The organism is Spirillospora sp. NPDC052242, assembly GCF_040679555.1.
GTDB lineage: Bacteria > Actinomycetota > Actinomycetes > Streptosporangiales > Streptosporangiaceae > Spirillospora.
The window spans coordinates 1-25,052 of sequence record NZ_JBFAUZ010000037.1; the positions used below are offsets into that span (position 1 = coordinate 1).

Annotated in this window: 25 protein-coding genes and 2 pseudogenes; 10 read left to right on the forward strand and 17 right to left on the reverse strand. The window is 75.3% G+C overall.

Annotated features, from left to right (window positions below; translation table 11 throughout):
* Positions 1 to 195, forward strand: a 195-nt coding sequence (locus AB0L25_RS27455) for a VOC family protein (protein ID WP_500175585.1), incomplete at its 5' end; no start/stop codon positions are given.
* Between the two features lie 72 nt (positions 196 to 267).
* On the opposite strand, the gene AB0L25_RS27460 is transcribed toward AB0L25_RS27455, so the two are convergent.
* Positions 268 to 816, reverse strand: coding sequence for a dihydrofolate reductase family protein (locus AB0L25_RS27460; RefSeq protein WP_500175586.1), 549 nt, complete (start codon positions 814 to 816; stop codon positions 268 to 270).
* A gap of 44 nt (positions 817 to 860) precedes the next feature.
* Positions 861 to 1,385, reverse strand: a complete 525-nt coding sequence (locus AB0L25_RS27465) for a cupin domain-containing protein (RefSeq protein ID WP_500175587.1) — start codon at positions 1,383 to 1,385, stop codon at positions 861 to 863.
* An 81-nt stretch (positions 1,386 to 1,466) separates the two neighbouring features.
* Here AB0L25_RS27465 and AB0L25_RS27470 point away from each other — a divergent pair, with 81 nt between their 5' ends.
* Together AB0L25_RS27470 and AB0L25_RS27475 are read left to right on the forward strand one after the other, a co-directional pair.
* Positions 1,467 to 2,021, forward strand: coding sequence for a MarR family winged helix-turn-helix transcriptional regulator (locus AB0L25_RS27470; RefSeq protein WP_500175588.1), 555 nt, complete (start codon positions 1,467 to 1,469; stop codon positions 2,019 to 2,021).
* Between the two features lie 49 nt (positions 2,022 to 2,070).
* On the forward strand, positions 2,071 to 2,553 hold the full coding sequence (locus AB0L25_RS27475; RefSeq protein ID WP_500175589.1) for an NUDIX hydrolase: 483 nt from the start codon (positions 2,071 to 2,073) through the stop codon (positions 2,551 to 2,553).
* Positions 2,554 to 2,556: 3 nt separating this feature from the next.
* Here the strand turns inward: AB0L25_RS27475 and AB0L25_RS27480 are convergent.
* Both AB0L25_RS27480 and AB0L25_RS27485 read right to left on the reverse strand, forming a co-directional pair.
* Positions 2,557 to 2,886 (reverse strand): annotated as a pseudogene (locus AB0L25_RS27480) (peptidase C39 family protein); the annotation flags it as partial.
* Between the two features lie 169 nt (positions 2,887 to 3,055).
* Complete coding sequence (locus tag AB0L25_RS27485) at positions 3,056 to 3,361, reverse strand: hypothetical protein (protein ID WP_500175590.1); 306 nt, start codon at positions 3,359 to 3,361, stop codon at positions 3,056 to 3,058.
* A gap of 217 nt (positions 3,362 to 3,578) precedes the next feature.
* On the opposite strand from AB0L25_RS27485, the gene AB0L25_RS27490 reads away from it, so the two are divergent.
* Positions 3,579 to 4,439, forward strand: coding sequence for an SCO6745 family protein (locus AB0L25_RS27490; protein ID WP_500175591.1), 861 nt, complete (start codon positions 3,579 to 3,581; stop codon positions 4,437 to 4,439).
* Positions 4,440 to 4,445: 6 nt separating this feature from the next.
* Here the strand turns inward: AB0L25_RS27490 and AB0L25_RS27495 are convergent, their stop codons facing one another.
* The gene (locus tag AB0L25_RS27495) at positions 4,446 to 4,673 is read right to left on the reverse strand and encodes a hypothetical protein (RefSeq protein ID WP_500175669.1); all 228 of its coding nucleotides are present in this window, start codon (positions 4,671 to 4,673) and stop codon (positions 4,446 to 4,448) included.
* A 3-nt stretch (positions 4,674 to 4,676) separates the two neighbouring features.
* A pseudogene (locus AB0L25_RS27500) lies at positions 4,677 to 4,820 on the reverse strand (hypothetical protein); the annotation flags it as partial.
* On the opposite strand from AB0L25_RS27500, the gene AB0L25_RS27505 reads away from it, so the two are divergent.
* Positions 4,761 to 6,350: a peptide chain release factor 3 gene (locus AB0L25_RS27505; RefSeq protein ID WP_500175592.1), complete on the forward strand. Its 1,590-nt coding sequence runs from the start codon at positions 4,761 to 4,763 to the stop codon at positions 6,348 to 6,350. The pseudogene AB0L25_RS27500 and the gene AB0L25_RS27505 overlap by 60 nt on opposite strands.
* Positions 6,351 to 6,403: 53 nt before the next feature.
* Here AB0L25_RS27505 and AB0L25_RS27510 read toward each other — a convergent pair whose 3' ends face one another.
* Positions 6,404 to 7,903 (reverse strand): SDR family oxidoreductase, encoded by a 1,500-nt coding sequence (locus AB0L25_RS27510; RefSeq protein WP_500175593.1) that lies wholly within the window; start codon positions 7,901 to 7,903, stop codon positions 6,404 to 6,406.
* Between the two features lie 113 nt (positions 7,904 to 8,016).
* Here AB0L25_RS27510 and AB0L25_RS27515 point away from each other — a divergent pair, with 113 nt between their 5' ends.
* Both AB0L25_RS27515 and AB0L25_RS27520 read left to right on the forward strand, forming a co-directional pair.
* Positions 8,017 to 9,156, forward strand: a complete 1,140-nt coding sequence (locus AB0L25_RS27515) for an NAD(P)/FAD-dependent oxidoreductase (protein WP_500175594.1) — start codon at positions 8,017 to 8,019, stop codon at positions 9,154 to 9,156.
* A gap of 13 nt (positions 9,157 to 9,169) precedes the next feature.
* Positions 9,170 to 10,051 carry an RNA polymerase sigma-70 factor gene (locus AB0L25_RS27520; RefSeq protein WP_500175595.1) on the forward strand — a complete coding sequence of 294 codons (882 nt, stop codon included), beginning with the start codon at positions 9,170 to 9,172 and terminating at the stop codon, positions 10,049 to 10,051.
* Between the two features lie 76 nt (positions 10,052 to 10,127).
* On the opposite strand, the gene AB0L25_RS27525 is transcribed toward AB0L25_RS27520, so the two are convergent.
* The gene (locus tag AB0L25_RS27525) at positions 10,128 to 10,718 is read right to left on the reverse strand and encodes an NADPH-dependent FMN reductase (RefSeq protein WP_500175596.1); all 591 of its coding nucleotides are present in this window, start codon (positions 10,716 to 10,718) and stop codon (positions 10,128 to 10,130) included.
* Entirely contained in the window at positions 10,711 to 12,207 is a 1,497-nt protein-coding gene (locus AB0L25_RS27530) for an MFS transporter (protein WP_500175597.1), read from the reverse strand. The genes AB0L25_RS27525 and AB0L25_RS27530 overlap by 8 nt, the downstream gene beginning before the upstream one ends.
* A gap of 101 nt (positions 12,208 to 12,308) precedes the next feature.
* Between AB0L25_RS27530 and AB0L25_RS27535 the strand changes: the two genes are divergently transcribed.
* Positions 12,309 to 15,476, forward strand: a complete 3,168-nt coding sequence (locus AB0L25_RS27535) for an ATP-binding protein (RefSeq protein ID WP_500175598.1) — start codon at positions 12,309 to 12,311, stop codon at positions 15,474 to 15,476.
* A gap of 22 nt (positions 15,477 to 15,498) precedes the next feature.
* Here the strand turns inward: AB0L25_RS27535 and AB0L25_RS27540 are convergent, their stop codons facing one another.
* The 3 genes from AB0L25_RS27540 to AB0L25_RS27550 form a co-directional block, all read right to left on the reverse strand.
* Positions 15,499 to 17,094 carry a serine/threonine-protein kinase gene (locus tag AB0L25_RS27540; RefSeq protein ID WP_500175599.1) on the reverse strand — a complete coding sequence of 532 codons (1,596 nt, stop codon included), beginning with the start codon at positions 17,092 to 17,094 and terminating at the stop codon, positions 15,499 to 15,501.
* Between the two features lie 71 nt (positions 17,095 to 17,165).
* Entirely contained in the window at positions 17,166 to 17,801 is a 636-nt protein-coding gene (locus tag AB0L25_RS27545; protein ID WP_500175600.1) for a response regulator, read from the reverse strand.
* Complete coding sequence (locus AB0L25_RS27550) at positions 17,798 to 18,934, reverse strand: sensor histidine kinase (protein ID WP_500175601.1); 1,137 nt, start codon at positions 18,932 to 18,934, stop codon at positions 17,798 to 17,800. Before AB0L25_RS27550 ends, AB0L25_RS27545 begins: the two co-directional genes overlap by 4 nt.
* A 131-nt stretch (positions 18,935 to 19,065) precedes the next feature.
* Here AB0L25_RS27550 and AB0L25_RS27555 point away from each other — a divergent pair, with 131 nt between their 5' ends.
* On the forward strand, positions 19,066 to 19,425 hold the full coding sequence (locus AB0L25_RS27555; RefSeq protein ID WP_500175602.1) for a hypothetical protein: 360 nt from the start codon (positions 19,066 to 19,068) through the stop codon (positions 19,423 to 19,425).
* Between the two features lie 20 nt (positions 19,426 to 19,445).
* On the opposite strand, the gene AB0L25_RS27560 is transcribed toward AB0L25_RS27555, so the two are convergent.
* From AB0L25_RS27560 to AB0L25_RS27580, 5 genes are all read right to left on the reverse strand, one after another.
* Positions 19,446 to 20,210 (reverse strand): glucose 1-dehydrogenase, encoded by a 765-nt coding sequence (locus tag AB0L25_RS27560; RefSeq protein ID WP_500175603.1) that lies wholly within the window; start codon positions 20,208 to 20,210, stop codon positions 19,446 to 19,448.
* Between the two features lie 71 nt (positions 20,211 to 20,281).
* Positions 20,282 to 20,893, reverse strand: coding sequence for a GTP-binding protein (locus tag AB0L25_RS27565; protein ID WP_500175605.1), 612 nt, complete (start codon positions 20,891 to 20,893; stop codon positions 20,282 to 20,284).
* Entirely contained in the window at positions 20,874 to 21,236 is a 363-nt protein-coding gene (locus tag AB0L25_RS27570; protein ID WP_500175606.1) for a DUF742 domain-containing protein, read from the reverse strand. Before AB0L25_RS27570 ends, AB0L25_RS27565 begins: the two co-directional genes overlap by 20 nt.
* Positions 21,237 to 21,242: 6 nt before the next feature.
* Positions 21,243 to 21,659 (reverse strand): roadblock/LC7 domain-containing protein, encoded by a 417-nt coding sequence (locus AB0L25_RS27575; protein WP_500175607.1) that lies wholly within the window; start codon positions 21,657 to 21,659, stop codon positions 21,243 to 21,245.
* A complete protein-coding gene (locus tag AB0L25_RS27580; protein WP_500175608.1) occupies positions 21,656 to 24,097 on the reverse strand; it encodes a sensor histidine kinase in 2,442 nt (813 codons plus the stop codon). The genes AB0L25_RS27575 and AB0L25_RS27580 overlap by 4 nt, the downstream gene beginning before the upstream one ends.
* 216 nt (positions 24,098 to 24,313) lie before the next feature.
* Here AB0L25_RS27580 and AB0L25_RS27585 point away from each other — a divergent pair, with 216 nt between their 5' ends.
* Entirely contained in the window at positions 24,314 to 24,718 is a 405-nt protein-coding gene (locus AB0L25_RS27585) for a roadblock/LC7 domain-containing protein (RefSeq protein WP_500175609.1), read from the forward strand.
* Positions 24,719 to 25,052 lie beyond the last annotated feature (334 nt).

The following is a 25,052-nucleotide window of genomic DNA, read 5'->3' on the forward strand; positions in this document are numbered from 1 at the left end:
AACGCGACGGCGAACACGCTGGGCATCCGGCGCATCATGTTCGCCGTCGACGACCTCGACGGCCTCCTCGCCCGCCTGCGCGCGCACGGCGCCGAGCTCGTCGGGGAGGTGGCGCGGTACGGGGACGCCTACCGGCTCTGCTTCGTCCGGGGCCCGGAGGGGATCATGGTCGGGCTGGCCGAGCAGCTCGGCTGACGGCACCCGGCCGGCGGGGCCGGGGGCTGCGGGCGGGAGATCGCAGCCCCCGGCGATGGACGCGCGCGGCGTTCAAGCGGTGGTCGGGCGGTAGGTCAGGAGCGTGACACCGGAGGTGAACGTAGTGGTGTCGATGTGCTCCAGGCCGGTGACGCTGTCGGGGCGGAACAGCGGCTCGCCGCCGCCCTTGAGGACGGGGTAGATCCAGATCCGGTACTCCTCGAGCAGCCCGGCCGTGGCCAGGTGGTCGGTGAGGCGGCCGTTGCCCCAGATGAGGATGTCGCCGCCGTCCTGCTCCTTGATCTTGGTGATCTCGGCGGTGAGGTCGTCGCCCGGGACGACGACGGTGGGGCTCCACGCGGTGGTGTCGACCGGCTGGGAGGCGACCACGTACTTGGTCATGGCGTTGACGTGGTCGGCGTAGGGGTTGCCGCCCATGTTCGGCCAGGCCTGGGCCATGCCCTCGTAGGTGATGCGGCCCAGCAGCAGCGCGTCGCAGCCGGTGGTCAGGGCCAGCGCGGCGGCCATGGCGTCCTCGCTGTTGTAGCTCAGGGACCACTCGTGCGGGTTGTCGATGAAGCCGTCGAGGGTGGTGTAGGTGGAGGCGATGATCTTACGCATGGTGTCTCCCTTGATGTGAGTGCAGGTGGGTGGGGGGGTCGGGGTCAGGCGGCCGCGCGGGTGCGGCGCCAGGGGGTGCTGTCGACGAAGTGGGTGTCGAAGCGGTCCTGGACGGCGAGCAGCTCGCGGGGCTCGGCGAGGCCGCGGCGGACGCGGTCCAGCAGGCGGAAGTAGGCGAACCGCTCGACGCCCGGCGTGATCACGATCAGCAGGTCGGCGCCCGACCCGGGCGCGGCCGCGAAGGCGTGGACGGTGTGCGGCGGGACGACGAGGGTGGCGCCGGCCTCGGCCTCCACCACCTCCTCGCCCGCGAGGACCTGCAGCCGCCCGTCCAGGACGAAGAACAGTTCGGCCGAGCCGCGGTGGTAGTGCGGGGTCGCACCGTCCTTGCCGCGTCCCAGGGTGGTGCGGCCGGCGCCCAGCAGGCCGCCGGTGTCCGACGCGTCGGCCAGCAGGGCGATGGTGTCCGCCCCGGCGCCGAGGAACTCGGCGTCCTGCGGGTGGACCACCAAGGGGGCGAACCCGGGGTGCTCGTCCGGAGGCGTCTCCGGCGGGTGTGTCTGGCTCATGGAGAGATAGTTACACGTCCGATAGTACGGCGTCAAACTATTCGGTGGATGTTGTATTCGGTCTCGAACTACACTGGGGGCATGAGCACCGCGAACACGCACGACCGCGCCCCCGCTTCCCCCGACTCCGGCACGCCGGCGGACGATCCGGACGCGGTGGACGCGGTGGTCGCCGCCTGGCGGCGGGAACGGCCGGACCTGGACCTGACCGCGATCGCCGTGGTCGGCCGGCTCGGCCGCGTGAGCCTCCTCCTCGGCCCCGCCCAGGAGCAGGTCTTCACCGAGTTCGGCCTGCAACGCGGCGAGTTCGACGTCCTGGCGGCGCTGCGCCGCTCAGGCTCCCCGTACGCCCTCAGCCCTTCGCGTCTGTCCGACCTGCTGATGCTCTCCCGAGCGGGGATGACCAACCGGCTGGACCGGCTGGAGTCCGCCGGAATGATCGAACGCTCCCTCGACCGCGCCGACCGGCGCAGCTTCCAGGTCCGCCTCACCGACCAGGGCTACGCCACCGTCGACGCCGCCATGACGCGGCACACCGCCAACGTCACCGACCTGCTGGCCGGCCTCACACCCGAAGAGGTGAGCACCCTGGACGCCCTGGCCCGCAAACTCCTGCACGACCTGACCGTCCGGTAGCGGCCATCCGGCGGTCGGCATGCCCACTTCCCGGGTCATCGTGGAGCGCATGGAACGGGCTTTGGCGCGGGATGCCAAGGGGAACGCGTTGACGGCGTTCCTGCCCGCCGTGCGCACTCACCGGGTGCCGGACGACGTTCCGATGCCTGCGGCGCTGGTCGTGGTGCGGTGCGGGCGGGACGTGTTGTTGGTGTTCGACCGCTTTCGGCGGCAGTGGGAGCTGCCCGGTGGTCGGATCGATCCTGGTGAGACGCCTTTGCAGGCGGCCGTGCGGGAACTGCGCGAGGAAAGCGGCCTGGTGTTGTCCGGGCTGGTCCTGGCCGGGTACGCGCGTTTCCGGCTGATCGATCCGCTGCGGGACGAGTACGCCGCCGTCTACGCGGCGCGCGTCCGCACACGTGAGCAGGACTTCACGCCGAACGAGGAGATCGGTGCCGTGTGCTGGTGGGACACCGCCGGGCCTCCCCCGGACGGCACTCAGATCATCGATGCGACCCTGGCGCGGTACGCGCGCGATGCGTCCCGGCCGTGATGGCTACCGGCCGGCGATCTCGGTGCCCGGCTCGGGGGCGGCGTCGGGCACGGGGAGGAGGTGGGCGTCGAGCCAGGTGTCTCCCGTGGCGTCGTTGGTCCATGGGTCTTCGATGATGAGGGCGCCGGGTACGGCGGCGTGGCAGAGGACCCAGTGGGGGACGGCGAAACGCTGCATCGCCTCCAGGGAGAGCAGGAGGAGGACGCGGTCGCCGTTCGCGAGCCGGGCGCGGATGCCGGGCAGGGAGAGGCGGCGGGGGTCGATCGGGACTCCGGCGGCGGCCGCGTCGGTTCGGGAGGCGCGCTGGAGGACGGCGCGCCATTCCCGTTCGTCCCCCCTTCGGCAGCGGAGCGGCCCGCCGCACCCGCGTGCCCGCCTCGCGCCGCCCTATCCCCAGTTCCGCGCCCCCACCGGACATGTCCCTATTCCGCAGGTGGCGCCGCCCTCACCCCGGACGACCGAGGTGAGACGTCCGTCTCCCGGCGCCGCCCCCGGTCCTCGTTCAGCCGAACATGCCGTAGTCCCCGAGCACCTCGACGGGCCGGGGCGCCGGCGCCGGGCCCACGGCCCACTTGGCCACGGTCGCCTGCAGCTCGCGCGCCTCCGCGATGCCGGGCAGGGGGTTCTCCATCCCCTCGGCGAGCTCCAGCAGCGCGACGAACTCGGCGCTCCCGGCGCGGCGGAGGTAGGCGTACCGGACGCCCTCCGGCCGGTGCGCCTTCACGGCGGCGAACGCCTTCTCGACCGCCTCGGCGACCTCGGCGACACCCTCGTCGGACACCTGGTACGACAGCACGAAAACAGGCATGACCCCTCCTGAAAGCTCGGCGAGCCGGTTGCTCGCCCCCGGCACCGAGCTTCGCCGGAGGGGCGATCGCACGTCCAATACCTGCATCTATAACCGTCCCGGCATGGAACGCGCTCTGGCCGTCGAGCCCTCGGGCCCGTCCGCTCCCCGCGTGCGAACCGTCCGCGGGAGCAGAACGGGGGCTGCGCATATCGGTGCGATGCGCCAGATTAAGGGGGTGCACGATGATGCCGCTGACAGCGCCGAACGACGGTTCTGGCGCGCGTACGAACCGGTTCACGCCATCTGCTACTTCCATCCGCGGTTCCCCTCGGCCATGGCCGAGACCGGGTTGACCGGGTGGTGGAACGGCTACTTCGCGGGACGCGCCGCGCCGCTCGGACGGACGCCCCCGGAGGCGGTCGCGGCGGTGTTCTTCGGCTTCTCGCTCTCCATGGTCGCCAAGGCGATCCCCAAGATCTGGACGCGCATCGAGCCGGAAGCGGCCGTCGACGCGCGGCTGCGGGCCGCCGAGGAGGTCCTCGCGGAGCTGGCTCCGGAGGGGTCGCTCGCCGATCTGCGGCGGGTCGCGGACGGCCTCGAACGGGCCGTCGACGCGCTGCCGTTCGACGGGCGGGCCCTGGCCGGGGCGTGGGCGTCCGTCGCGCGGCCCCGGTCGCCGCTGGCCCGGCTGTGGCTCGCCGTGACCGTCCTGCGCGAGCACCGCGGGGACGGGCACGTGGTGGCGGCGACCGCGCACGGGCTCACCGGCCTGCAGGCGTCGATCACCCACGTCGCCACCGGACGGGTGTCGCGCGCGGCGATCCAGGACAACCGCGGCTGGACGGACGACGAGTGGGCCGCGGCGGAACGCGCGCTGGTGGAGCGGGGCGTCCTGGAGTCCGCCGGGCGGCTCACCGCGGACGGCGTCGCGCTGCGCGCCCGGATCGAGGAGGCCACCGACCGGCTGTGCGGCGACGGCCTGCGCGCCCTGGACGACCCGGCGTGGACGGTCCGGACGCTCACCGCGCTGAGCCGCACGCTCATCGATCGTGCGGCGGTGCCGGTGCCGAACCCGATCGGGGTCGCCCGTCCGTGACCGCCGCTACGGCCGGTGCCCGCGCAGCTCGGCGGAGAGTTCGGCGGCGAACTGCTCGGCGTCGGCCAGGCGGGCGCGGATCTTCGCGCGGCGCTCCTCGACGAGCGCGCGGTAGACGGCGAGGCGCTTGGCGAGGTCGGCGCGGGTAACGTCGTCCGGGCCGGCGGACCGGAGTTCGTCGAGGACGGTGAGGAGGTCGCGCATCTCCTCGAGGGTGAAGTCGAGGGGCTTCATCCGCTTGATGACGAGAAGGCGGGCGACGTCGTCGTCGGTGTAGGTCGATCGGGACGGAGGAACGATGGTGCTGCACGGGGGGCCGCGGTGAGCGGCGAGGTGCGCGCGGAGGCGGCGCGCCGCCGGACGTTCGCGGTGATCAGTCACCCGGACGCGGGCAAGTCGACGCTGACCGAGGCGCTGGCGCTGCACGCGGCGGCGATCGAGCAGGCGGGGGCGGTGCACGGCAAGGCCGGACGGCGGGGCGTGACGTCCGACTGGATGGACATGGAGCGGTCGCGGGGCATCTCGATCACCTCGTCGGTGCTGCGATTCGAGTTCGGCGGGGCCCTGCTGAACCTCCTCGACACTCCCGGGCACGCCGACTTCTCCGAGGACACCTACCGGGTGCTGGCCGCCGTCGACGGCGCGATCATGCTGCTGGACTCGGCCAAGGGCCTGGAGGCGCAGACGCTGAAACTGTTCGACGTCTGCCGGCACCGCAAGATCCCCGTGATCACGTTCGTGAACAAGTGGGACCGTCCGGGCCGCGAGCCCCTGGAACTGCTGGACGAGGTCGAGCAGCGGATCGGGCTGCGGCCCGCGCCGCTGAACTGGCCCGTCGGCGTCGCGGGCGACTTCCGCGGCCTCATCGACCGCGACGCCGGGTCCTACGTGCGGTTCCGCCGCACGCCCGGCGGCGCGACCCGAGCGATCGCCGAACCCGTCCCCGCCGACCGGGCCGCCGCCGAAGAGGGCGACGCCTGGACGACCGCGACCGAGGAACTCGCGCTGCTCGACGAGATCGGCGCGACCCTCGACATGGACGCGTTCGCCGCCGGAACCTGCACCCCCGTGCTGTTCGGCGCCGCGCTGCCCAACTTCGGCGTCGAGGCGCTGCTGGAGACCGTGTGCCGGCTCGCGCCCGCCCCGGGCCCGCGCGCGGACGAACGGGGCGTCGACCGTCCCATCGAGGCGCCTTTCGCGGGCCAGGTGTTCAAGGTGCAGGCGGGCATGGACCGCGCGCACCGCGACCGGCTCGCGTTCGTCCGGGTGTGCTCGGGCCGGTTCGAGCGCGGCATGACCCTCACCCACGCCGCCACCGGACGGCCGCTGACCACCAAGCACGCCCAGACGGTGTTCGGCCGCGACCGCTTCACCGTCGACGCCGCCTACCCCGGCGACGTCATCGGGCTGCCCAACGCCGCCGGCGTCAAGGTCGGCGACACCCTCTACGCCAAGGGGCCGGTGACCTTCCCGCCGATCCCGGCGTTCGCGCCCGAGCACTTCATGGTCGCGCGCGTCGACGACAACGGCCGCGCCAAGCAGTTCCGCCGCGGCATCGACCAGCTCGACAACGAGGGCGTGGTGCAGGTCCTGCGCAGCGACCTGCGCGGCGACGGCGCCCCCGTCCTCGCGGCGGTCGGGCCGCTGCAGTTCGAGGTCGTCACCGCCCGGATGGCCGACGAGTTCGGCGCCCCCGTCAACCTCACCCGCCTCGACTACACCACCGCGCGCATCACCGACAAGGAATCCGCGCCCGCCCTGACCGCCCAACGCGGCGTCGAAGTCCTCACCCGCGACCTGGACGGCGCCCTCATCGCCGTCTTCCCCGACAAATGGCGCGTCCGCGCCATCGAACGCGACAAGCCGGACCTCACCCTGATCCCGATGCTCGCCGCGGGCGTCCCGGACTGACCCGGACGGCGAGGCCGTCCGGGCTCGCCGGCCGCAGCCGACGCGCACCGGCCCTACCTTGACCTCACGTCAGGGTAGGGTGCGCGCTCGCCGGAGGACTCCTCGGCGGCGGGCTCCTCGGCGGCGCGGACGACGCCCCGGCACATGCCGCCGAAGACGCGGTCGTGGAAGGGCTTGAAGGCCCACCAGTAGAGGTGTCCCGCCAGCCCGCGCGGATGGAACAGGGCCCGCTGCGTGTAGCGGGTGCGGCCGTCGCGTTCCGCGACGCCCAGTTCCAGCCAGGCGAGGCCGGGCAGCCGCATCTCCGCGCGCAGCCGCAGCAGGCGGCGGGGTTCGATCTCCTCGACGCGCCAGAAGTCGACGGTCTCCCCGATCCGCAGCCGGTGCGGGTCGCGGCGGCCGCGCCGCAGGCCCACCCCGCCGACCAGCCGGTCCAGCAGGCCCCGGACGCGCCAGGCGGCCGGGAACGAGTACCAGCCGCGCTCGCCGCCGATCCCCTCGATGACCGCCCACAGCCGCTCGGCCGGGACGTCCGTCCCGCACGCCCGCTCGTCGGTGTACAGGCTGCCGCCGGCCCAGTCGGGGTCGGTGGGCAGCGGGTCGCTGGGGGCGCCGGGGACGCTCGCCGACGACCAGCGCGTGGCGACGTCGGCGTCCCGGACGCGGCGCAGCGCGAGCGACACCGCGCGGTCGAAGCCGATCGGGCCGTCCGGCGGGGGCGGGACGTACCGGTCGATGTCGTGCTCGCGGCGCACCACCTCGTTGCGCAGCGACTCCACCAGCGGACGCGCGAGGCCCCCGGGCACGGGCGTGATCGCGCCGACCCACAGGCTCGACAGCCGCGGGCTCAGCACCGGGACCGGGACGATGAGGCGGGGCCGCAGCCCGGCGACGGCCGCGTAGCGGCGCATCATCCCGGCGTAGGTGAGCACGTCCGGGCCGCCGATGTCGAAGCCGCGGCTCACCTCGGCGGGCAGGTCGGCGGCGGCGACGAGGTAGTGCAGGACGTCCCGGATCGCGATCGGCTGGATCCGGGTGTGCACCCAGCGCGGGGTGACCATCACCGGCAGCCGCTCGGTCAGGTGGCGGAGCATCTCGAACGACGCCGAACCCGATCCGATGATCACCGCGGCGCGCAGCCAGACGGCGGGGACGCCCGCGCCCAGCAGGATCCGGCCCACTTCGGCGCGGGACCGCAGGTGCGGCGACGGGTCCTCCGCCGGGTCCATGCCGCCCAGGTAGACGAGCCGGCGGACGCCCGCGTCGCGGGCCGCGGCGGCGAAGGTGCGCGCGGCCCGGCGGTCGGTGTCGGCGAACGTCCCGTGGCCGAGCGCGTGGATGAGGTAGTAGGCGACGTCCACCCCGTCCAGGGCCCGGCGGGTCGACTCGGGGTCGGTCGCGTCGGCCTCGGCGATCTCGACGTCCGCCGCCCAGGGATGGTCGCGGAGCCGCCGCGCCGACCGTGCCATGCACCGCACCGGGCGTCCGGCGCGCAGCAGTTCGGGCACCAGCCGTCCGCCGATGTACCCGCTCGCGCCCGTCACCAGGAACATCGTCTCCCCGTACCCGGCGCCCGGCGGCGCAAGCGCGGGTGATCTGGCTCACGTGCTGTCACAGGTGCGGGGCGGGCGGTGTCTTCACGGCGAGTCCGATGGAAGGAGACACCATGAACGTGGTCGTGATCGGCGGCGGGTATGCGGGGGTCATGGCCGCCAACCGGTTGACGCAGCGGGCGGACGTGACGCTGGTCAACCCGCGCCCGGTGTTCGTCGAGCGGATCCGGCTGCACCAGCTGGTGGGCGGGTCCGACGACGCGGTGGTCGACTACGGGGAGATCCTCGCGGACGGCGTCCGGCTGGTGGTCGGGACCGCGGCGGCGATCGACGCGGACGGGCGCCGCGTGACGCTCGAGGACGGCGCCGTCCTCGACTACGACTACCTCGTCTACGCGGTCGGCAGCGGCGCCGACCCGGGCGTGCCGGGGGCGGCCGAGTTCGCCTACCCGATCGCCGCCCTGGAGGAGGCGGGCCGGCTGCGGGACGCCGTTGACGGCGCGTCCTCGGTGACGGTGGTGGGCGGCGGGCCGCTCGGCATCGAGACGGCCGCCGAGCTGGCGGAGGCGGGACGCGACGTGACGCTCGTGTGCGGTGAGCGGCTCGGCCCGTACCTGCACCCGCGGGGGCGGCGCGCGGTGGCCCGGGGGCTGGCGAAGCTGGGCGTGACGGTGCTCGAAGGGGTGACGGCGACCGCCGTGAAGCGCGACGCGGTGCGGCTCTCGGACGGCCTGGAACTGGCGAGCACGGTGACGGTCTGGGCCGCCGGCTTCGGCGTGCCGGACCTGGCCGCGCGGAGCGGGCTGACCACCGACGCGGTGGGACGGCTCCTCACCGACGAGACGCTGACCAGCGTGGACGACCCGCGCATCGTCGCGACCGGGGACGCCGCGGCCCCGTCGGGCGCGCCGCTGCGGATGAGCTGCCAGGCGGCGCTCCCGCTGGGCGCGCACGCCGCCGACACGGTGCTCGCCCGGATCGCGGGGGAGGCTCCGGCGGACTTCGGCAAGGGGATCGCCGCGATGTGCGTCAGCCTCGGCCGCCGGGCCGGGGTGTTCCAGCTCGCGCACCGCGACGACACCGCGACGTGGATCCACGTGGGCGGGCGGCTCGGCGCGAAACTGAAGGAGGCCGCGTGCGAGAGCCCGATCAAGCAGCTCGCGAAGGAGGCCCGCGAGCCCGGTTCGCACACGTGGCCGGTCAAGGACGCGAAGCGGCGGCGCCTGCCGGTCGCGGGCGCGGCCGCCGGCTGAGGGGAGGACGGTCGTGGACGCGGGCTCGACGGACACGTTCGTCGCCCACCGGAACCTGCTGTTCACCGTCGCCTACGAGCTGCTCGGGTCGGCCGCCGACGCCGAGGACGTCCTGCAGGAGACGTGGCTGCGGTGGGCCGGGGTCGACGCGTCGCGGGTGGAGGACGGGCGCGCCTACCTGGTGCGGATCACCGCGCGGCAGTCGCTCAACCGGCTGCGGGCGCTGAAGCGCCGCCGGGAGGCGTACGTGGGGCAGTGGCTGCCCGAGCCGATCCTCACCGTGCCGGACGTCGCCGAGGACGTCGAGCTCGCGGAGAGCGTGTCGATGGCGATGATGGTCGTCCTGGAGCGGCTCGCGCCGACGGAGCGGGCGGTGTTCGTGCTGCGCGAGGTGTTCGACGTCGGTTACGGCGAGATCGCCGAGGCGGTGGGCAAGAGCCCGGCGGCGGTGCGGCAGATCGCGCACCGGGCGCGCCGGCACGTCGCGGCGCGGCGGCCGCAGCGGGCGGTGTCGCCGGCGGAGACCCGGGCGGCGGTGGAGTCGTTCCGGCGGGCGCTCGAGACGGGTGATCCGCAGGAGCTGCTCGACGTGCTCGCGCCGGACGTCGTCCTGCTGAGCGACGGCGGCGGGGTGAAGCGGGCGGCGCCGGAGCCGGTCGTGGGCGCCGACAGGTTGATCGCCTTCTACCGCGGCGGGCTGGAGGGGACGCTGACCTGCGAGCCGGCGACGGTCAACGGGGGCCCGGCGCTGCTGCTGCGGCTGGACGGCGAGCTGGACGGCATCATGGCGGTGCGGGTCGAGGGCGGCCGCATCGCGGGCCTCTACTACGTCCGCAACCCCGCGAAGCTGGGGCACGTCGCGGGCGGGACCCCGCTCACCCTGCGGTCGGCGTGACCGCCGCGGGGTGAGCGGGGCCGCCCCCGCCGGGCCGTGCAGCGTCGGGCGGTGTACCGCTCAGACGGTGTACCGCTCAGACGGTGTACGGCCGCTTGCCGCGGGCCTCGCGCAGGGCGTGGGCCCACCAGGCCAGGCGGTCGAGGAAGGTCGCGGCGGCCTTCTCCGCGCCCGCGGCGTCCATGGGCTGCCCGGCGTCGTCGAACCGCTCCCAGTAGTTCGCGAAGCCGAGGGATTCGCGGATGGTCGTCGCGTGGACCTCGCAGAACACCTGGCGCAGCTGCTCGACGGCGTGCACGCCGCCGCCCGCGCCGCCGTAGGAGACGAAGCCGACGGGCTTGGCGCTCCACTCGTCGAAGAACCAGTCGATGGCGTTCTTCAGGGAGGCGGGGTAGCCGTGGTTGTAGACGGGCGTGACGATCACGAACGCGTCGGCGGACGCCAGCCGGGGCGCCAGCGCCCGGACGGGCGGGGGCGGCGGGGCGTCGGCGTCGTCGCCGTTGAGGACGTCCGGCAGCCGCTCCTCGGCCAGGTCGATCACGTCGACCTCGTAGCCGCCGTGCTTGCGGGCCCGGTCGGCCACCCAGGCGGCGGGGACGGGGCCGAAGCGGTCCTTGCGGGTGCTGCCGACGATGACGGCGAGGCGCAGCCGGATCAGGTCAGACATGGGCGTTCTCCTTACGGTCGCGAATCGTGCGGGACGGACCGGACGCACCGGACGTGCGGGTGGTGCGGGCGGTGAACAGGGCGAGGAGCAGGGCGATGCCGGCGCTGACGTAGGCGACGACGGCGTAGCCGGAGACGAACGCGGCGCGGGCGGTCTCCAGCAGTTCGGCGGACGGCCCGCCGGCGACGGCGGCGGCGAGGCCGTCGCGGGCGGCGGCGGGCGCGTCGGCCATGCGGGCGCGGTAGACGAACGCGGCCAGCGAGCCGAGCGCGGCGACGCCCAGCGCGGCCCCGGCCTGCAGGCAGGTCTCCGCCAGGGCGGCGGCGGAGGCGCTGCGCTCCCTGGGGGCGACGCCGACGACCAGGTTGTTGACCAGGACGAGCAGCGGGCTCATGCCGAGGTTGACGACGGCGGCCGCGGCGATGGCCGCCGCGGTCGGCCGGTCCGCCGAGACCTGGGCGAGGAGGGCGAACCCGGCCGCGGCGACGGCGAGCGCGGCGACGGTCGCGGCGCGGTCGCCGATCCGCGCGGCGGCCCGGGGGGTCGCGAGCATCGCGATGATCGAGACGAGGGCGGTCGGCACCAGCCACGCGCCGGCCTGCGCGGGCGTCAGCCCCTTGACGAGCTGGAGGTACTGGGCGAGCAGCAGGGAGAACGCGCCCATCGTCATGGAGGCGGCGAGGACGGTCACGAGGGCCGGGGCGAACGCGGGGAGCCGCAGCAGCCGGAGGTCGACCAGCGGGTCGGCGAGCCGGGACTGCCGCCGGACGAACAGCACCCCCGAGGCCGCTCCCACGAGAAGGGCGGCCGCCGCCCAGAGCCCGGGGCCGTGCCGGGCCGTCTCCTTGACCGCGTACACCAGCGGCAGCATCGCGGCCAGGGACAGCGCGACGCTGGGCAGGTCGATGCGGCCGGGCGCGGGGTCGCGGTGCTCGGGGAGCAGCGGCGCGGCGGCCAGGACCAGCAGCATCACCGGAACGGCCATGAGGAAGACGGCGCCCCACCAGAACCGGTCGAGCAGCAGGCCGCCCACCGCCGGGCCGAGCGCCATGCCGCCCATCGTCCCGGCGGTCCACAGCGCGACGGCGAGCCGGCGCTGCCGGTCGTCGGCGAACATGTGCCGGATCAGCGACAGCGTCGCCGGCATGATCGTCGCCCCGGCGACGCCGAGCAGCGCGCGGAGCGCGATGAGCATGCCGGGGCCGGTCGACCAGGCCGCGAGGGCGGACAGGACGGCGAAGGCGGCGGCGCCCGCGAGCAGCAGCCGGCGGCGGCCGATCCGGTCGCCGAGGGTGCCCATGGTGACGAGGAACCCGGCGATCAGGAAGCCGTAGGCGTCCATGATCCACAGCTGCGCGGTGGCGTCGGCGCCCAGCTCCGTGCCCAGCACGGGCAGCGCCAGGAACAGCACGGTGACGTCCATCGACAGCAGCAGCGCCGGCAGGACGAGGGCGGCGAGTCCCGCCCAGTCGCGCGCGGTGGCGCGCATCGCGGCACCTCCTCTCGTTGGTGCGGTGTCGTGGTCCGAGCGTCGCGAAGGGGCGTTCCGGAAGGGCTCCGGCGGGGTTCCGGCCGAATACGGTGATCGGCATGAGGTTCGGAACGCTGGGGGCGCCGGAGGTGTGGGACGCCGGCGGGGCGCCGGTGCGGATCCCGGAGGCCCGGGTGCGGGCGCTGCTGGTCGCGCTGCTGCTGCGGGAGGGGCGTCCCGTCCCGGCGGACCGGCTGGTGGACGAGCTGTGGGGCGACCGGGCGCCCGCCGATCCGCGGCGGGTGCTGCGCTCGAAGATGTCGCTGCTGCGCGGCGTCCTGGACCGGGCCGAGCCGGACGGCCGCGCCCGGCTCGCGCACGGGCCGGGCGGGTACCGGCTGGCGGTCGCGGACGGCGAGGTCGACGCGGACCGGTTCCGCGCGCTGCTGGACCGGGCGCGGCGGACGCGCGACGCGGCGGGCCGCGCGGCGCTGTGCGACGAGGCGCTGGCGCTGTGGCGCGGCCCCGCGTTCGCCGGGTTCGCCGACGGGTTCGCGGCCCCGGCGGCGGCGCGGCTGGAGGAGGAGCGGCTGACCGCCCTGGAACTGCGCGCCGAGGCGCGGCTGGAGCTGGGCGGGCACCGGCTGCTCGCGGAAGAGCTGGGCGAACTGGTGCGGCGGCATCCGCTGCGGGAGCGGCTGCAGGCCGCGTGGCTGCGGGCGCTGTACGGGTCGGGGCGGCAGACGGAGGCGCTGCGCTCGTACGAGCGGCTGCGGCGGCGGCTCGCGGAGGAGCTGGGCACCGATCCCGGCCCGGAGCTGTCGGCGGCGTACCGGGAGATCCTGCGGGGGTCGCCGCCGGAAGCGGAGGCGGTCACGAACCTGCCCGCGATCGTGGACGTCCTGGTGGGCCGCGAGCGGGAGGTCGCGGCCGTCCGGGACCTGCTCGTCGCGGACGGGCCGGAGCGGCTGGTCACGCTGACCGGGCCCGGCGGGGTCGGTAAGACGCGGCTCGCGCTGGAGGCGGCGGGCGGGGTCGCCGCCGCGTTCCCGGACGGGGTGTGGCTGGTGGAGCTGGCGCCGCTGCCGCCGTCGGGCGGCGGTGCGTCCCGGGTGGCGGCGGCGGTCGCGGACGTCCTGGGGCTGCGGGACGTCGACGCCGGCGACGCGGCGCTCGCCGGGCGGGTGGCGGGGGCGCTGCGCGGGAGCCGCTGCCTGCTGGTGCTGGACAACTGCGAGCACGTGCTCGCCGAGGCGGGCGCGCTGGCCGCCCGGCTGCTGCGCGGCGCCGCCGGGCTGCGGGTGCTGGCGACGGGCCGGGAGCCGCTGGGCGTCGCGGGCGAACGGGTCGTGGAGGTGCCGCCGCTGGCCGTCCCGCCCGAGGACGCCGGGGCGGACGCGGCGTCGTTCGGGGCGGTGGAGCTGTTCGCGGCGCGGGCGGCGGCGTCGGCGCCGGGGTTCGCGCTGGACGCGCGGACCGCGCCGCCGGTGGCCGCGATCTGCCGCCGGCTGGACGGCCTGCCGCTCGCGCTGGAGCTGGCGGCGCGGCGGGTGCGGGCGCTCGGCGTGGACGGGATCGCCGCCCGGCTCGACGACCGGTTCCGGCTGCTGCGCGGTGCCGGGGGCGGGCGCCCGGACCGGCACCGGACGCTGCGCGCGGCGATCGACTGGAGCTGGGACCTGCTGGACGACCGGGAGCGGGAGGTGCTGCAGGGGCTGGTGGTGCACGCCGACGGCTGCACGCTGGAGGCGGCCGAGGCGACCGGCGGCGACGTGCTGGACCCGCTGGCGCGGCTGGTGGACCGGTCCCTGGTCGGCACCGTGGACACCCCGGAGGGGAAGCGCTACCGGCTGCTGGAGTCCGTCGCCGCGTACGCGCGGGAGCGGCTGGACGAGGCCGGGGAGCGGGCGGCCGCCGAGGAGCGCCACATGCGCTACTACGCCGGTCTCGCCGCGGACGCCGACGCCGGGCTGCGCGGCCCCGGCCAGCGCACGTGGATGCGGCGGCTGGGCCGCGAGCACGCCAACCTGGACGCCGCGTCCGGCACGGCCGTCCGGCGCGGGGACGCCGACACCGCGCTGCGGCTGGCCGTGCACCTGTTCTGGTACCGGTGGCTGCGCGGACGGCACCGCGAGGCGCACCGGATGCTCGCGAGCGCGCTGGAGCTGGACGGCGGCTCGCGCATGCTGCGCGCCAGGGCGGGCGCGTTCCTCGCCTACCTGGACCTGGTGGCGCGCGAGGCCGACGCGCCGCTCGTCCGGGTGAAGCGGGCGCTCGCCGCGTTCGACGGCGCGGACGACGAGGAGGGGCGCGCGTTCGTCCAGTGGCTGTTCGGCCCGGCGCTGATCGAGTGCGGCGAGCTGGACGCCGCCGAGACGCGGATCGGGCTGGCCCTGTCGGCGTTCCGCGCCCGCGGGGACCGGTGGGGCATCGCGGCCGCCCTCGCGAACCGCGCCTACCTGGCCTACATCCGCGGCGGGCTGCCCCGCTTCGAGACCGACGGGGCCGAGGCGCTGCGGACGTTCACCGAACTCGGCGACGACTGGGGGCGGCTGGAGGCGATGGCGGTGCTGTGGCGGCACGCCGACACCGTCGGCGACCACGCCGAGGCCGACCGGATCGCCGCCGAGGCGCTCGAACTCGCGGAGGGGCTGGGCATCTGGCTGAGCGTCTCGCACTGGACGTGCTGCCTGGGGCGGACCGCGCTGGCGCGGGGCGACACGGCCGGGGCCACCGGGCGTTTCCGGCGCGCCCTGGAGATCTCCACCGTGCACGGCGAGGCGTACGGGGCGCGGCTGGCCGAGCTGGGGCTCGGCATGGCGCTGCGCCGGGCGGGGCTCCCGGAGGAGGCCGCGCCGCACCTGCGGACCTGGCTCGGCGCCGATCCGGGCGACCACCGGTCGGTGGACGTCGTGCTGGCCTTCGCCGAGCTGGGCTTCCTCGCCGGGCAGCGCGGCGACGACGGCGCCGCGCTGCGCGAGCACCGCCGCGCACTGGCCGCCGCCCGCGCGACCGGCGCCGCCCGTCCGCTGGCGCTGGCGCTGACGGGGCTGGCGGCGGCGCACGCCGGACGCGACCCGCGGCGCGCGGCGCGGCTGCTCGGCGCGGCGGACGCGCTGCTCGACGCCGCCGCGGCCACGCTGCCGCTGCACCGCGCCGACGCCGAACGGGCCCGGGCGCGGGCCGCCGCGAACGCGGGCGAGGCCGCGTTCGCCACCGCGTACGCCGCGGGACGGGACGCGCCCCCGGAGGAGGTCGTCGCGGAGGAGGCGGACGCCTCGCGCTAGGCGCCGCCGCCGCGCCGCCCGGTCAGTCCGCCCGCCGAAGGTTGCCCTGGACGCCCTCGGCAGTGCTGATCATGAGGAGATCGCCCATCCGGGCGAGCGTCATGTCCCCGAGCACGGGGCATCCGTCGTCGGTCTCACCGCGGAGCCGGAAGACGATTGCCGCCCTCGACTGACTGTCCTCGTCCCGCCACATCATCCAGTCGTCCTCGCAGACCTTCCCGTTCAGGGTGAGGCGCGTGGTGGCGACGTCCTGCTTGAGGACGCCCCGCCGGACGACCATGTGCATCCCGCCGATGTCCGTGGGTCCTTGCCAGGTGCCGACGAAGAAGGAGGGGACGTCGTTGGACGGCACCGGTTCCGGAGAAGAGTCGGGAGACGGGTCCTCCCCCGCCCCCTCCCCCCGCGTGGTGTTCCGCTCGGACGGGAACGGGGGTGTGGAGTCCGTCGCGGCGGTGCCCGTCCGGTCCTGCGACAGGGCGACGGCCACGGCGACGACGACGATCACGACCAGCACGGCCCCCGCCGCGATCGCCGCCGGGACGACCGGGAACCGCGCGGGCCCGTCCCCGGGCGGCCGCGTCGGCCAGTGCGCCGTCCCCCGCGCCGGTGCGGGCGGCGGGCCGGGCGGCGGAACCGCGCCCGCGGGCGGGGCGAAGACCGGCGCCGGAGCCGCCGGAAGGGGCCCGGTGCCGGACGGTGCGGTGCCGGACGGGTCCGGGGCGTGCGGGTCCTCGAGGTCGAGCAGCGCGACCGCGTGCCGGCCGAGCCGCTCGACGACCTCGGCGGGCAGCCACGGGCCGTCGCCGGCACCGGCGCCCGCCCGCTCGGCGATCTCCTCCGGCGACGGGCGCTCCCCCGGCTCCTTGGCCAGGCACGCCTCGACCAGCCCGCGCAGCGGACCGTCCAGGCCCGCCAGGTCGGGCTCGCCCGACACGACGCGCATCATCAGCGCGTGCATCCCGCCGTCCTCGGTCGCGAACGGGAGCCGCCCCGTGGCGGCGAACGCGAGGACGGAGCCCAGCGAGAAGACGTCGGCGGCGGGCGTCAGCCGGTCGCCGCGGACCTGCTCGGGCGCCATGAACGCGGGCGTCCCGATGACCGCGCCGGTGCGGGTGGCGATGCTCGCGTCGACGGCCCGCGCGATGCCGAAGTCGATCACGCGCGGCCCGTCCAGGGTGAGCAGCACGTTGGACGGCTTCAGGTCGCGGTGCACCAGCCCGTGCCCGTGCACCGCGCGCAGCGCCCCGGCGAGCCCGGCGGCCAGCGGGCGCAGCGACCGCTCCGGCAGCGGGCCGTGCTCGCCGACCACCTCGTGCAGGGTGGGTCCGGCGACGTAGCCGGACGCCGACCACGGGACGGGCGCGTCCGGATCGGCGTCCAGGATCCGCGCGGTGAACTCCCCGCCGACCTCGCGCGCGGCGTCCACCTCCCGCCGGAACCGGCGGCGGAACTCGGGGTCGCCCGCCAGCCCGGCGTGCACCAGCTTGATCGCGACGGCCCGGCCGCCCGCCGACCGTCCCAGGAACACCGTCCCCATGCCGCCCGCGCCGAGCCGGGCCAGCAGCCGGTAGGGACCGATGGTGCGCGGGTCGTCGGGACGCAGCGGCTGGGTGCTCACGGCCGGATCTCCTTCACGGGCGGGGGTTCGCGCATCGGTGATCTTCGAGGCGAAGGGTAACGGCGCGGCGGTCATCCCGGGGCGAGCCCGGCGCGGACGGCGAACACCGCGAGGCGGATCCGGTTCGGGCAGCCGGTCTTGGCGAGCAGCGCGGCGACGTGCGTCTTCACGGTGGTCACCCCCACGTGCAGGCGTGCGGCGATCTCCTGGTTGGACAGCCCGGCCGCGACCAGCACCAGCACCTCCCGCTCGCGCGGCGTGAGGTCCCCGGGCGCGGCCTCGGCGCGGACGCTCACCGCCCGTTCGACCAGCCGTCCCAGCACCTCCTGGCTGAACGGGGTGCCGCCCGCCGCCGCGCGGCGGATCGCGTCCAGCAGTTCTTCCGGCGGCGCGCTCTTCAGCAGGAACCCGCGGGCGCCCGCGGCCAGCGCCGGGTAGAGGTGGTCGTCGTCGCCGAACGTGGTCAGCGCCAGCACCCGGGCGTCCGGGCGCGCCGCCGTGATCCGCTCGGTGGCCGCGGCGCCGTCCAGGCCCGGCATCCGCAGGTCCATGAGGATCACGTCCGGGACGAGCCGCGCGGCCAGCGCCACCGCCCGGTGCCCGTCGGCCGCGTCGCCGACGACCGTCACGCCGTCCGCGGACTCGCAGAGCATCCGCAGCCCCATGCGGACGAGGTGCTGGTCGTCGGCGATCAGTACGCGGATCACGCCCGGGCCCCCTCCGGCGGCGGCAGCTCGGCCGTCAGCCGCCAGCCGCGCCCGGCCGGGCCCGCCGCGAACGACCCGCCGAGCAGGTCGACGCGCTCGCGCATGCCGGTCAGCCCGTGCCCGGGGACGGCCGGGCCGCCGCGCCCGTCGTCGCTGATCACCAGGCGGACGGCGCCGCCGTCGACGCACGCGGACAGCCGGACGGTCGCGTCGGGCCCGGCGTGCCGGGCGGCGTTGGCGAGCCCCTCCTGCACCAGCCGCAGCAGCGTGACGCCGCGCATCGCGTCCAGCCCCGCCACCGCCGGGTCGACGGCCGCCTCGACCGCCGGGCCCGCCGCGCGGCACCGTTCGACGGCCCGTTCCAGCGCGGCGGGCAGCGCGGCCGGTTCGACCGGGGGCGGCTCGTCCCGCACGGTGGCCGGGTCGCGCAGCACCGCCACCAGCCGGCCGAGGTCGTCGAGGGCCGCGGTGCCGGTGGCGTGCAGGTCGTCCAGGACGTCCCGGACGGGGGGCTCGGCGCCGGTCAGCACGTGCCGCGCCACGCCGACCCGCAGCACCATCGACGAGACGTGGTGCGCGACCAGGTCGTGCAGCTCGCGGGCGATCGCGGTGCGCTCGGCGGCCCGCGCCGCGCGCGCCTCGGCCGCGGCCCGCTCCGCCGCCTCCCGCGCGGCCGCCCGCGCCGACCGGACGTACGCGCCCGCCAGGAGCAGGACGGTGAGGAACACCGCGACACGGAACAGCGCGGGCGCGACGTCCCCGGGCGGCTCGCCGATCCAGCCGACCGCGACCGCCAGCGCGAACGCCGCCGCCCCGGCCGCGAGCTCCGCCGCCGGGCGGCGCACCGCCAGCTCGAACAGCGCGATCGCCAGCATCGCCTTGACGGGGAGGAGCACCGCCGAGTCCGTCGCCTCGGCGGCGCCCAGCAGGACCGCGAGGACGGCCACCGCGGGCATCGGCAGCCGCACGGCCGCCGCGTACGTCCCGTACGCCGCGGCCACGAGCGTCCAGTCGGCCGCGCCGCCGGGCCGGTGCATGAGCGCCAGGTCCCCGGCCGCCAGGACCGCGACCAGCACGGACCGCAGCGGGACGAACCGGCGCGAGACGAACTCCTCCACCCGTTCGGCGAACACGCCCCGATCGTAGACGCCGGGCCCCGGCGGGGGCCTCGTCCGCGCGCAGGAGGGCGGCCTCCGCCGGGTGGCCGCCGGATCGGCCCGGCCGGCCGATTCCCCCGCGCGGGCGCCGCCGCTGTGATGGGGGCATGACCCTCATCGGTTTCGGCCGCGCTTTCGCGGTGCTGATCAGCGCGACCACGTTCGCGTTCCTGTTCATCAACGACTCGTGGCGCGGCGACAACCTCTTCCTGGTGCCGGACCTGATCCTGTGCGCGCTGCTGCTCGTCGCGGCGGCGCTGCCCGGCCCGTACGCGGCGCCGGCGCTGGGCTTCGCGCTCGCCATGTGCACCGGGGTGTTCACCGCGTCGGTGTCCTCGTACGCGGTCCGCGGGGAGCTGGGCGGCGCGAGCCTGCTGGGCGTGGTCGGCTGCGCGGTCACGGCCGCGCTCCTGCTGGGCCGCGCCGCCGGTGCGGGACGCCCGGACGGCGGGGCCCGGCGGCCGTGACCGGGACGCGGCGGCGCCGGTCAGCCGGCCGACATGCCGCAGTCGACGGCGATCGCCTGGCCCGTGATGTGCCGCGACGCGTCCGAGCAGAGGAACGCGAACGTCTCGGCGACGTCCTCCGGGTCGATCAGCACGCCGGTCGGGTGCAGCGCGGCCGCCTCCTCCGGGGTGAACATGCCGCCCTGGATGGCCTGGTCGAGCAGCGGGGTGCGGACGACGCCCGGGCAGACCGCGTTGACCCGGACGCCCTGCTTCACGTACTCGATGGCGGCGGTCCGCGTCATGGCCACGACGCCGCCCTTGGTCGCCGAGTAGTCGGAGATCCCGAGCGGCAGACCCACCAGCCCGGCGACGGACGCCATGTTGGCGATCGTCCCGCCGCCCTGCGCGAGCATCTGCCGGATCTCGTACTTCATCGACAGCCAGACGCCCTTGAGGTTCACCGCGACCAGCCGGTCCCAGGCGTCCTCGGTGATCTCGTGCAGCGCCGCGCCCTGCTCCTCGACGCCCGCGTTGTTGACCGCGCAGTCGAGCCGGCCGTAGGCGTCCACCGCGGCCCGGACCGCGGCCTCCATGTCGGCCCCCGACGTGATGTCGGCGCGCACGAAGATCGCCTCGCCGCCGTCCTTCTCGATCGCGGCCGCGGTCTCCCGCCCGCCGTCCTCGTTGACGTCGGAGACCACGACGCGCGCGCCGTACCCGGCGAACACCCGCGCGGTCGCGGCGCCGATGCCCTGCGCGGCACCGGTGATGAGGACGGACTTGCCGGCGAGCTTCGTGCTCACGTGTCAGCTCCTTGGGGAAGGGGTGAAGGAACGGCGCCGTCCCGTGCTGGACGGCGCCGCCGCCGGCGCGCTCAGGACCGCGCGCCCGTGGTCGTGGTGAGGACGTGCTCGATCATCGTGATCAGCACGTCCCTGGCGGACTCCCGGCTGCGCACGTCGCACAGCAGCAGCGGGACGTGGTCCTCCAGGTCCAGCGCGATCCGCACGTCCCGCGGGTCCTTGCGCTCGGCGCCCTCGAAGCAGTTCACCGCGACCATGAACGGGGTGCCGCGGTCCTCGAAGTAGTCGACGGCGGCGAAGCAGTCGGCGAGGCGGCGCACGTCGGCCAGCACCACCGCGCCGATCGCCCCGAGCGCCAGCTCGTCCCACATGAACCAGAACCGCTCCTGCCCCGGCGTGCCGAACAGGTACAGCACCAGGTCGTCCTGCATGGTGATCCGGCCGAAGTCCATGGCGACGGTCGTGCTGGTCTTGCCGCTCACGCCGGTGGTGTCGTCGACGTCCGCGCCGCGGTCGGTGAGCATCTCCTCGGTGCGCAACGGGCGGATCTCGCTGATCGAGCCGACCATCGTGGTCTTGCCGACCCCGAAACCGCCCGCGATGAGGATCTTCGCGGCGATCGGCCGGCCGGCGGCCGGCGCGTCCCGGCCGGAGAGCTCGGTGTCAGAGTGCACGGAGACCATTCAGCAGCTTCCTTAGTACGAGCTCATCCGGGACGTCGCCGGCCGGGGTCGGCTTCAGCACCCTGAGCAGATTCTCGTCACGCAGGTCGTCGACCAGGACGCGCACGACGCCGACGGGCAGGTCGATCTCCGACGTCAGGTCGGCGAAGGTGATCGACCGCCGACAGATCTCCAGCAGCCGCCGGTGCTCCGGGGCCAGCCGCGTCCGCGCCGGCACCCCGGTCGCCTCCAGCACGGAGATCAGGTCGAGGGTGTCGTCCCGGAGCCGGGTCCGCCCGCGCGTCAGGGTGTAGGGGCGGACGACGGGCCCCGCGTCCCCGTCGAGCCACCGGTCATCGCTCACCGGGACTCACCCCGGGCCCGGCACCGACAGCCGGGGCAGGACCGGCGGACGCTCCGCGAACCGCTCGGACAGCTCGGTCATCTCGTACGCGACCGCACCGGCGTCGACGTCCGGCGGCCCCATCGCGACCAGGGACGCCCGGTCGCCGACGGGGTTCATGAACACCAGCGTCGTGTCCAGCTCGATGACGCTCTGCAGCAGCTCGCCGCCCGAGAACCGGCGGCACGCGCCGCGGGCGAGCCCCTGCACGCCCGACACCAGCGCGGCGAGGTGCTCGGACTCCTCCCGGCCGAGCCCGGAGGACGACCCCACGACCAGCCCGTCGTTGGACAGCAGGACCGCGCCGCGCAGCGGCGCCGCCCGGCGCACCATGCCGTCGAGGAGCCGGAGCACCTCCCCTGCGCTGATCGGTGCCGCGGTCATCGCTCCCCCTCCTCCTCGGTCGGTTCCGCCGCCGGGTCCGGCGGCAGCGGCTCGGCGCGCCCGCGCTGCCATCCGCTCTGCATCGACGCCATGACCGCACGGGCCCGCGCCGGCGAGCGCACGCTCCGCCCGGACGCCCCTCCCCCGTCCGGGCCGGACGGCGCGGCGGTCTCGGCGGGCGCGGGATCGCGCAGCTGCGGGGCCAGGCTCGCCCGCCGCACCCGGCGCGGCATGCCCGCATGGGTACCGCCCTCCCCGCCGAGGTCCGCGGAGCCGCCGGGCGCGGAGGTGTCGGTTGCGGAGGCGCCGGACGCGCCGCCTGCGGACGCGTCGGGCGCGGGGGCGTCGGGCGCGGAGGCGTCGGGCGCGGAGGCGTCGGGCACGTCGCCTGCGGGGTCGGCGGGCGCGGGATCGGTGGCGGGCGCGCCGTGCCGTCCGGGCCGGAGCGCCGGTTCGGGGTCCTCGGCGCGGTGCCGTCCGGCGGGCTCCGGCGCGGTGCCCTCCGGGGCGTCTTCCGCCGCGCCGTCCTCCGCCGCCGCGTCCGCGCGGTCCGCCGACACGACGATCGCGTGCGGCAGCAGCACGATCGTCTTGATGCCGCCGTAGGCGTTCGGCTCCAGCGCGACCTTGATCCCGTGCCGGTGCGCGAGGCTGCCGACGACGAACAGGCCGAGCCGCTCGCCGTCGGTCAGGTCGAACTCCGGCTCGCGGGACAGCTGCCGGTTGACGGCGGCGAGCTTGTCCGGCTCCATGCCGAGGCCGCGGTCCTGGACCTCCACCACGAGTCCCTGGCCCACCAGCCCGGCGTCGACCTCGACCGGGGTGTTCGGGGGCGACATGGTCGCCGCGTTCTCGATCAGCTCGGCGAGCAGGTGGATCACGTCGGCGACGGCGGAGCCGACGATCGCCTCCTCCGCCGTGCTCACCACCTCGACGCGGGCGTAGTCCTCGATCTCGCCGACGGCGCCGCGCAGCACGTCCAGCACGCGGACCGGACGGCGCCAGCCGCGGCCGGGCGCGGCCCCGGACAGGATGATCAGGCCCTCGGCGTGCCGCCGCATGCGGGTGGTGAGGTGGTCGATGGCGAACAGGTCGGCCAGGGCGTCCGGGTCGGACGCCTTGCGCTCCAGCGTGTCCAGCATCGCCAGCTGGCGGTGCAGCAGCGACTGGTTGCGGCGGGCCAGGTTCTGGAAGACCTTGTTGACGGCCTTGCGCAGTTCGGCCTGGCCGACGGCGGCCTCCACGGCGGTGCGCTGGACGGTGGAGAACGTGGTGGCGACGTCGAACACCTCGGCCGTCCGGCCCACCTCCAGCGGCGGGGCCTCCACCGCCACGTCGACCTCGTCGCCCCGCTTCAGCCGGTCGACCACGCCGGGCAGCCGCCGCTCGGCCAACGTGTGCGCCGCGTCCCGCAGGTCCTGCAGGTCGCGGCCGATCCGGCGGCCGAACCTGAGCATGAGGACCGCGGTCAGGACGATGGCGAGCAGGCCGATGCCGCCGACGAGGCCGAGCCGCAGCAGGGTCGCGTCGGAGGTCTTCTTCGCGTCGGCGGCCAGCACCATCCGCGACTTGCCGAGGGCGCCGTCCAGCGCCTGGATGTAGCCGCCCGCGGACGCCGTCCACGCGTCGGGGGCGAGCCGCATCCGGGCGCCGGGCCGCGTCGCGAGGACGCGGTTCTCCACGCCGGTGAAGCTCTTCGCCGCGGCGGACGACAGCGCCTGCTCGAAGGGCGCGCCGTTGGCCGCGGTGAACTCCGAGAGGCTCGACGTCTCCAGGTAGCGGCGCTCGAACACCAGCCGGGTGATCGCGGTGTGCTCGGCGGCGGTCATCCGGCCGCCGCCGACCAGCACGCCGCCGACGAGCGCGGCCTCGCGCCCGGCCAGTTCGATGGCCCGCGACATGCCGGTCAGGTGGTAGGCCTGCTGGTAGCCGTTGTCGGCGACGAGCAGGTAGATGAACCGGAAGTGGGCGTCGACGACGTCGTTGTACGCCTCGAAGGCCGTGAGCTTGGTCAGCGCCCCGGAGTCGACCTGGTCCCGAATCTTCCCGATCTCGTTGAGCTTGCCGATCAGCACCGAGAGCCGCGACTTCATCGGCCCGTTCAGCGTGTCCTGGAACTCGTCCGAGCGCGCGGCCTCGTTCATCTGCACGATCGTGCCGTCCATCTTCTTGCGGACGGCGTCCATCGACGTGCGCGGCAGGCGCCCGCCCCCGCTCAGCCAGACCACCGACTCCTGGCGTTCCTGCGCCAGGGTGACCAGCATCGGCTGGACGGCGTAACCGTAGATCTCGTTGGCCGTGTCGATGTTGCGCTGCTGGAAGGCCTCGGACGCGACGCCCTGCGCCGCGAACGCCCACAGTGTGACCAGCGACACCAGGGGAATGACGAGCAGTCCGTAGAGCGAGAACCGGATCGAGCGCCGGCGGGGGCTTTTCACCGGGCGTTGCCACCATGAAGAACGGGCACGTAGGTGATCACGTCGGGCATCTGGCCGTCTCTCTTACCTTCGCTGCGGACCGGGGCTGGAACGGGGGACACCATAGCCACCATTTTGATCAGTTGTCGCCAGGTTGAGTGGATACGGATCGTCTTGGGATGGAATCATCCGAAGGGTCTGCCGACCCCGCCCCCTCCCCGAAGAGGAGAAACTCACGTGACATCCCTGCTCGGCGAATCTTCCGACCGGCTGGACTGGCTGATCGACGGACTCGTCGAACGCGTGCCGCAGGTCACCAGGGCGGTTCTGCAGTCCGCGGACGGGCTGCTGCTGGGAGCGTCCTCCGGCCTGGACCGGGCGGACGCGGACTACCTGTCCGCGCTGGCCGCCGGCCTGCAGAGCCTCGCGCAGGGCGCGCGGACCCAGTTCGACGCGAGCGAGGTGCGCCAGACGATCATCGAGATGAGCGAGACGTTCCTGTTCGTCACCGCCGCGGGCGAGGGCGCCTCGCTGACCGTGATGAGCGACGCCACCGTCGACCCGGCGCAGATCAGTTACGAGATGGCCACCCTCGTCCGGCGGGTCGGCGAGCACCTCGCGACCCGTCCCCGCGGGAACTGAGCCCGCCCGGGACGGCATCGCCCGGCCGCCGGGGGCGACTCCCCCGGCGGGGACGAACGGCGGCGCGTCCAGTTCGCGTACTTCCCGCTTCCCGATCGAACGCCGTTTCGTCACGGTGGGCGTCAAGGAACGGTCCAAAATGGCCGGGAAAGCGAAAAGGCGCGGTCGCAGACGATCATGTCGAATGGACGAAATCGACTGCCGTGTGCCGCAATGCCCGGATCGTCGATGTGGATCCGCGTCGCTTTTGATCGCGCAGGTCAGTGTCCGGTTACCGGCGTTGGAGAACGCCCGGGATGGACGCCTCGAGCTGCGCGCGCCGCCGAACCGGCCG

Bases quoted from the DNA above. Each gene is read 5' to 3' on its own strand.
- AB0L25_RS27460 (WP_500175586.1), bottom strand. From the start codon at position 816: ATGCGTAAGATCATCGCCTCCACCTACACCACCCTCGACGGCTTCATC.
- AB0L25_RS27555 (WP_500175602.1), top strand. From the start codon at position 19,066: ATGACCCTCATCGGTTTCGGCCGCGCTTTCGCGGTGCTGATCAGCGCG.
- AB0L25_RS27485 (WP_500175590.1), bottom strand. From the start codon at position 3,361: ATGCCTGTTTTCGTGCTGTCGTACCAGGTGTCCGACGAGGGTGTCGCC.
- AB0L25_RS27525 (WP_500175596.1), bottom strand. From the start codon at position 10,718: ATGTCTGACCTGATCCGGCTGCGCCTCGCCGTCATCGTCGGCAGCACC.
- AB0L25_RS27465 (WP_500175587.1), bottom strand. From the start codon at position 1,385: ATGAGCCAGACACACCCGCCGGAGACGCCTCCGGACGAGCACCCCGGG.
- AB0L25_RS27470 (WP_500175588.1), top strand. From the start codon at position 1,467: ATGAGCACCGCGAACACGCACGACCGCGCCCCCGCTTCCCCCGACTCC.
- AB0L25_RS27510 (WP_500175593.1), bottom strand. From the start codon at position 7,903: ATGTTCCTGGTGACGGGCGCGAGCGGGTACATCGGCGGACGGCTGGTG.
- AB0L25_RS27535 (WP_500175598.1), top strand. From the start codon at position 12,309: ATGAGGTTCGGAACGCTGGGGGCGCCGGAGGTGTGGGACGCCGGCGGG.
- AB0L25_RS27515 (WP_500175594.1), top strand. From the start codon at position 8,017: ATGAACGTGGTCGTGATCGGCGGCGGGTATGCGGGGGTCATGGCCGCC.
- AB0L25_RS27495 (WP_500175669.1), bottom strand. From the start codon at position 4,673: ATGAAGCCCCTCGACTTCACCCTCGAGGAGATGCGCGACCTCCTCACC.
- AB0L25_RS27575 (WP_500175607.1), bottom strand. From the start codon at position 21,659: ATGACCGCGGCACCGATCAGCGCAGGGGAGGTGCTCCGGCTCCTCGAC.
- AB0L25_RS27530 (WP_500175597.1), bottom strand. From the start codon at position 12,207: ATGCGCGCCACCGCGCGCGACTGGGCGGGACTCGCCGCCCTCGTCCTG.
- AB0L25_RS27565 (WP_500175605.1), bottom strand. From the start codon at position 20,893: ATGGTCTCCGTGCACTCTGACACCGAGCTCTCCGGCCGGGACGCGCCG.
- AB0L25_RS27475 (WP_500175589.1), top strand. From the start codon at position 2,071: ATGGAACGGGCTTTGGCGCGGGATGCCAAGGGGAACGCGTTGACGGCG.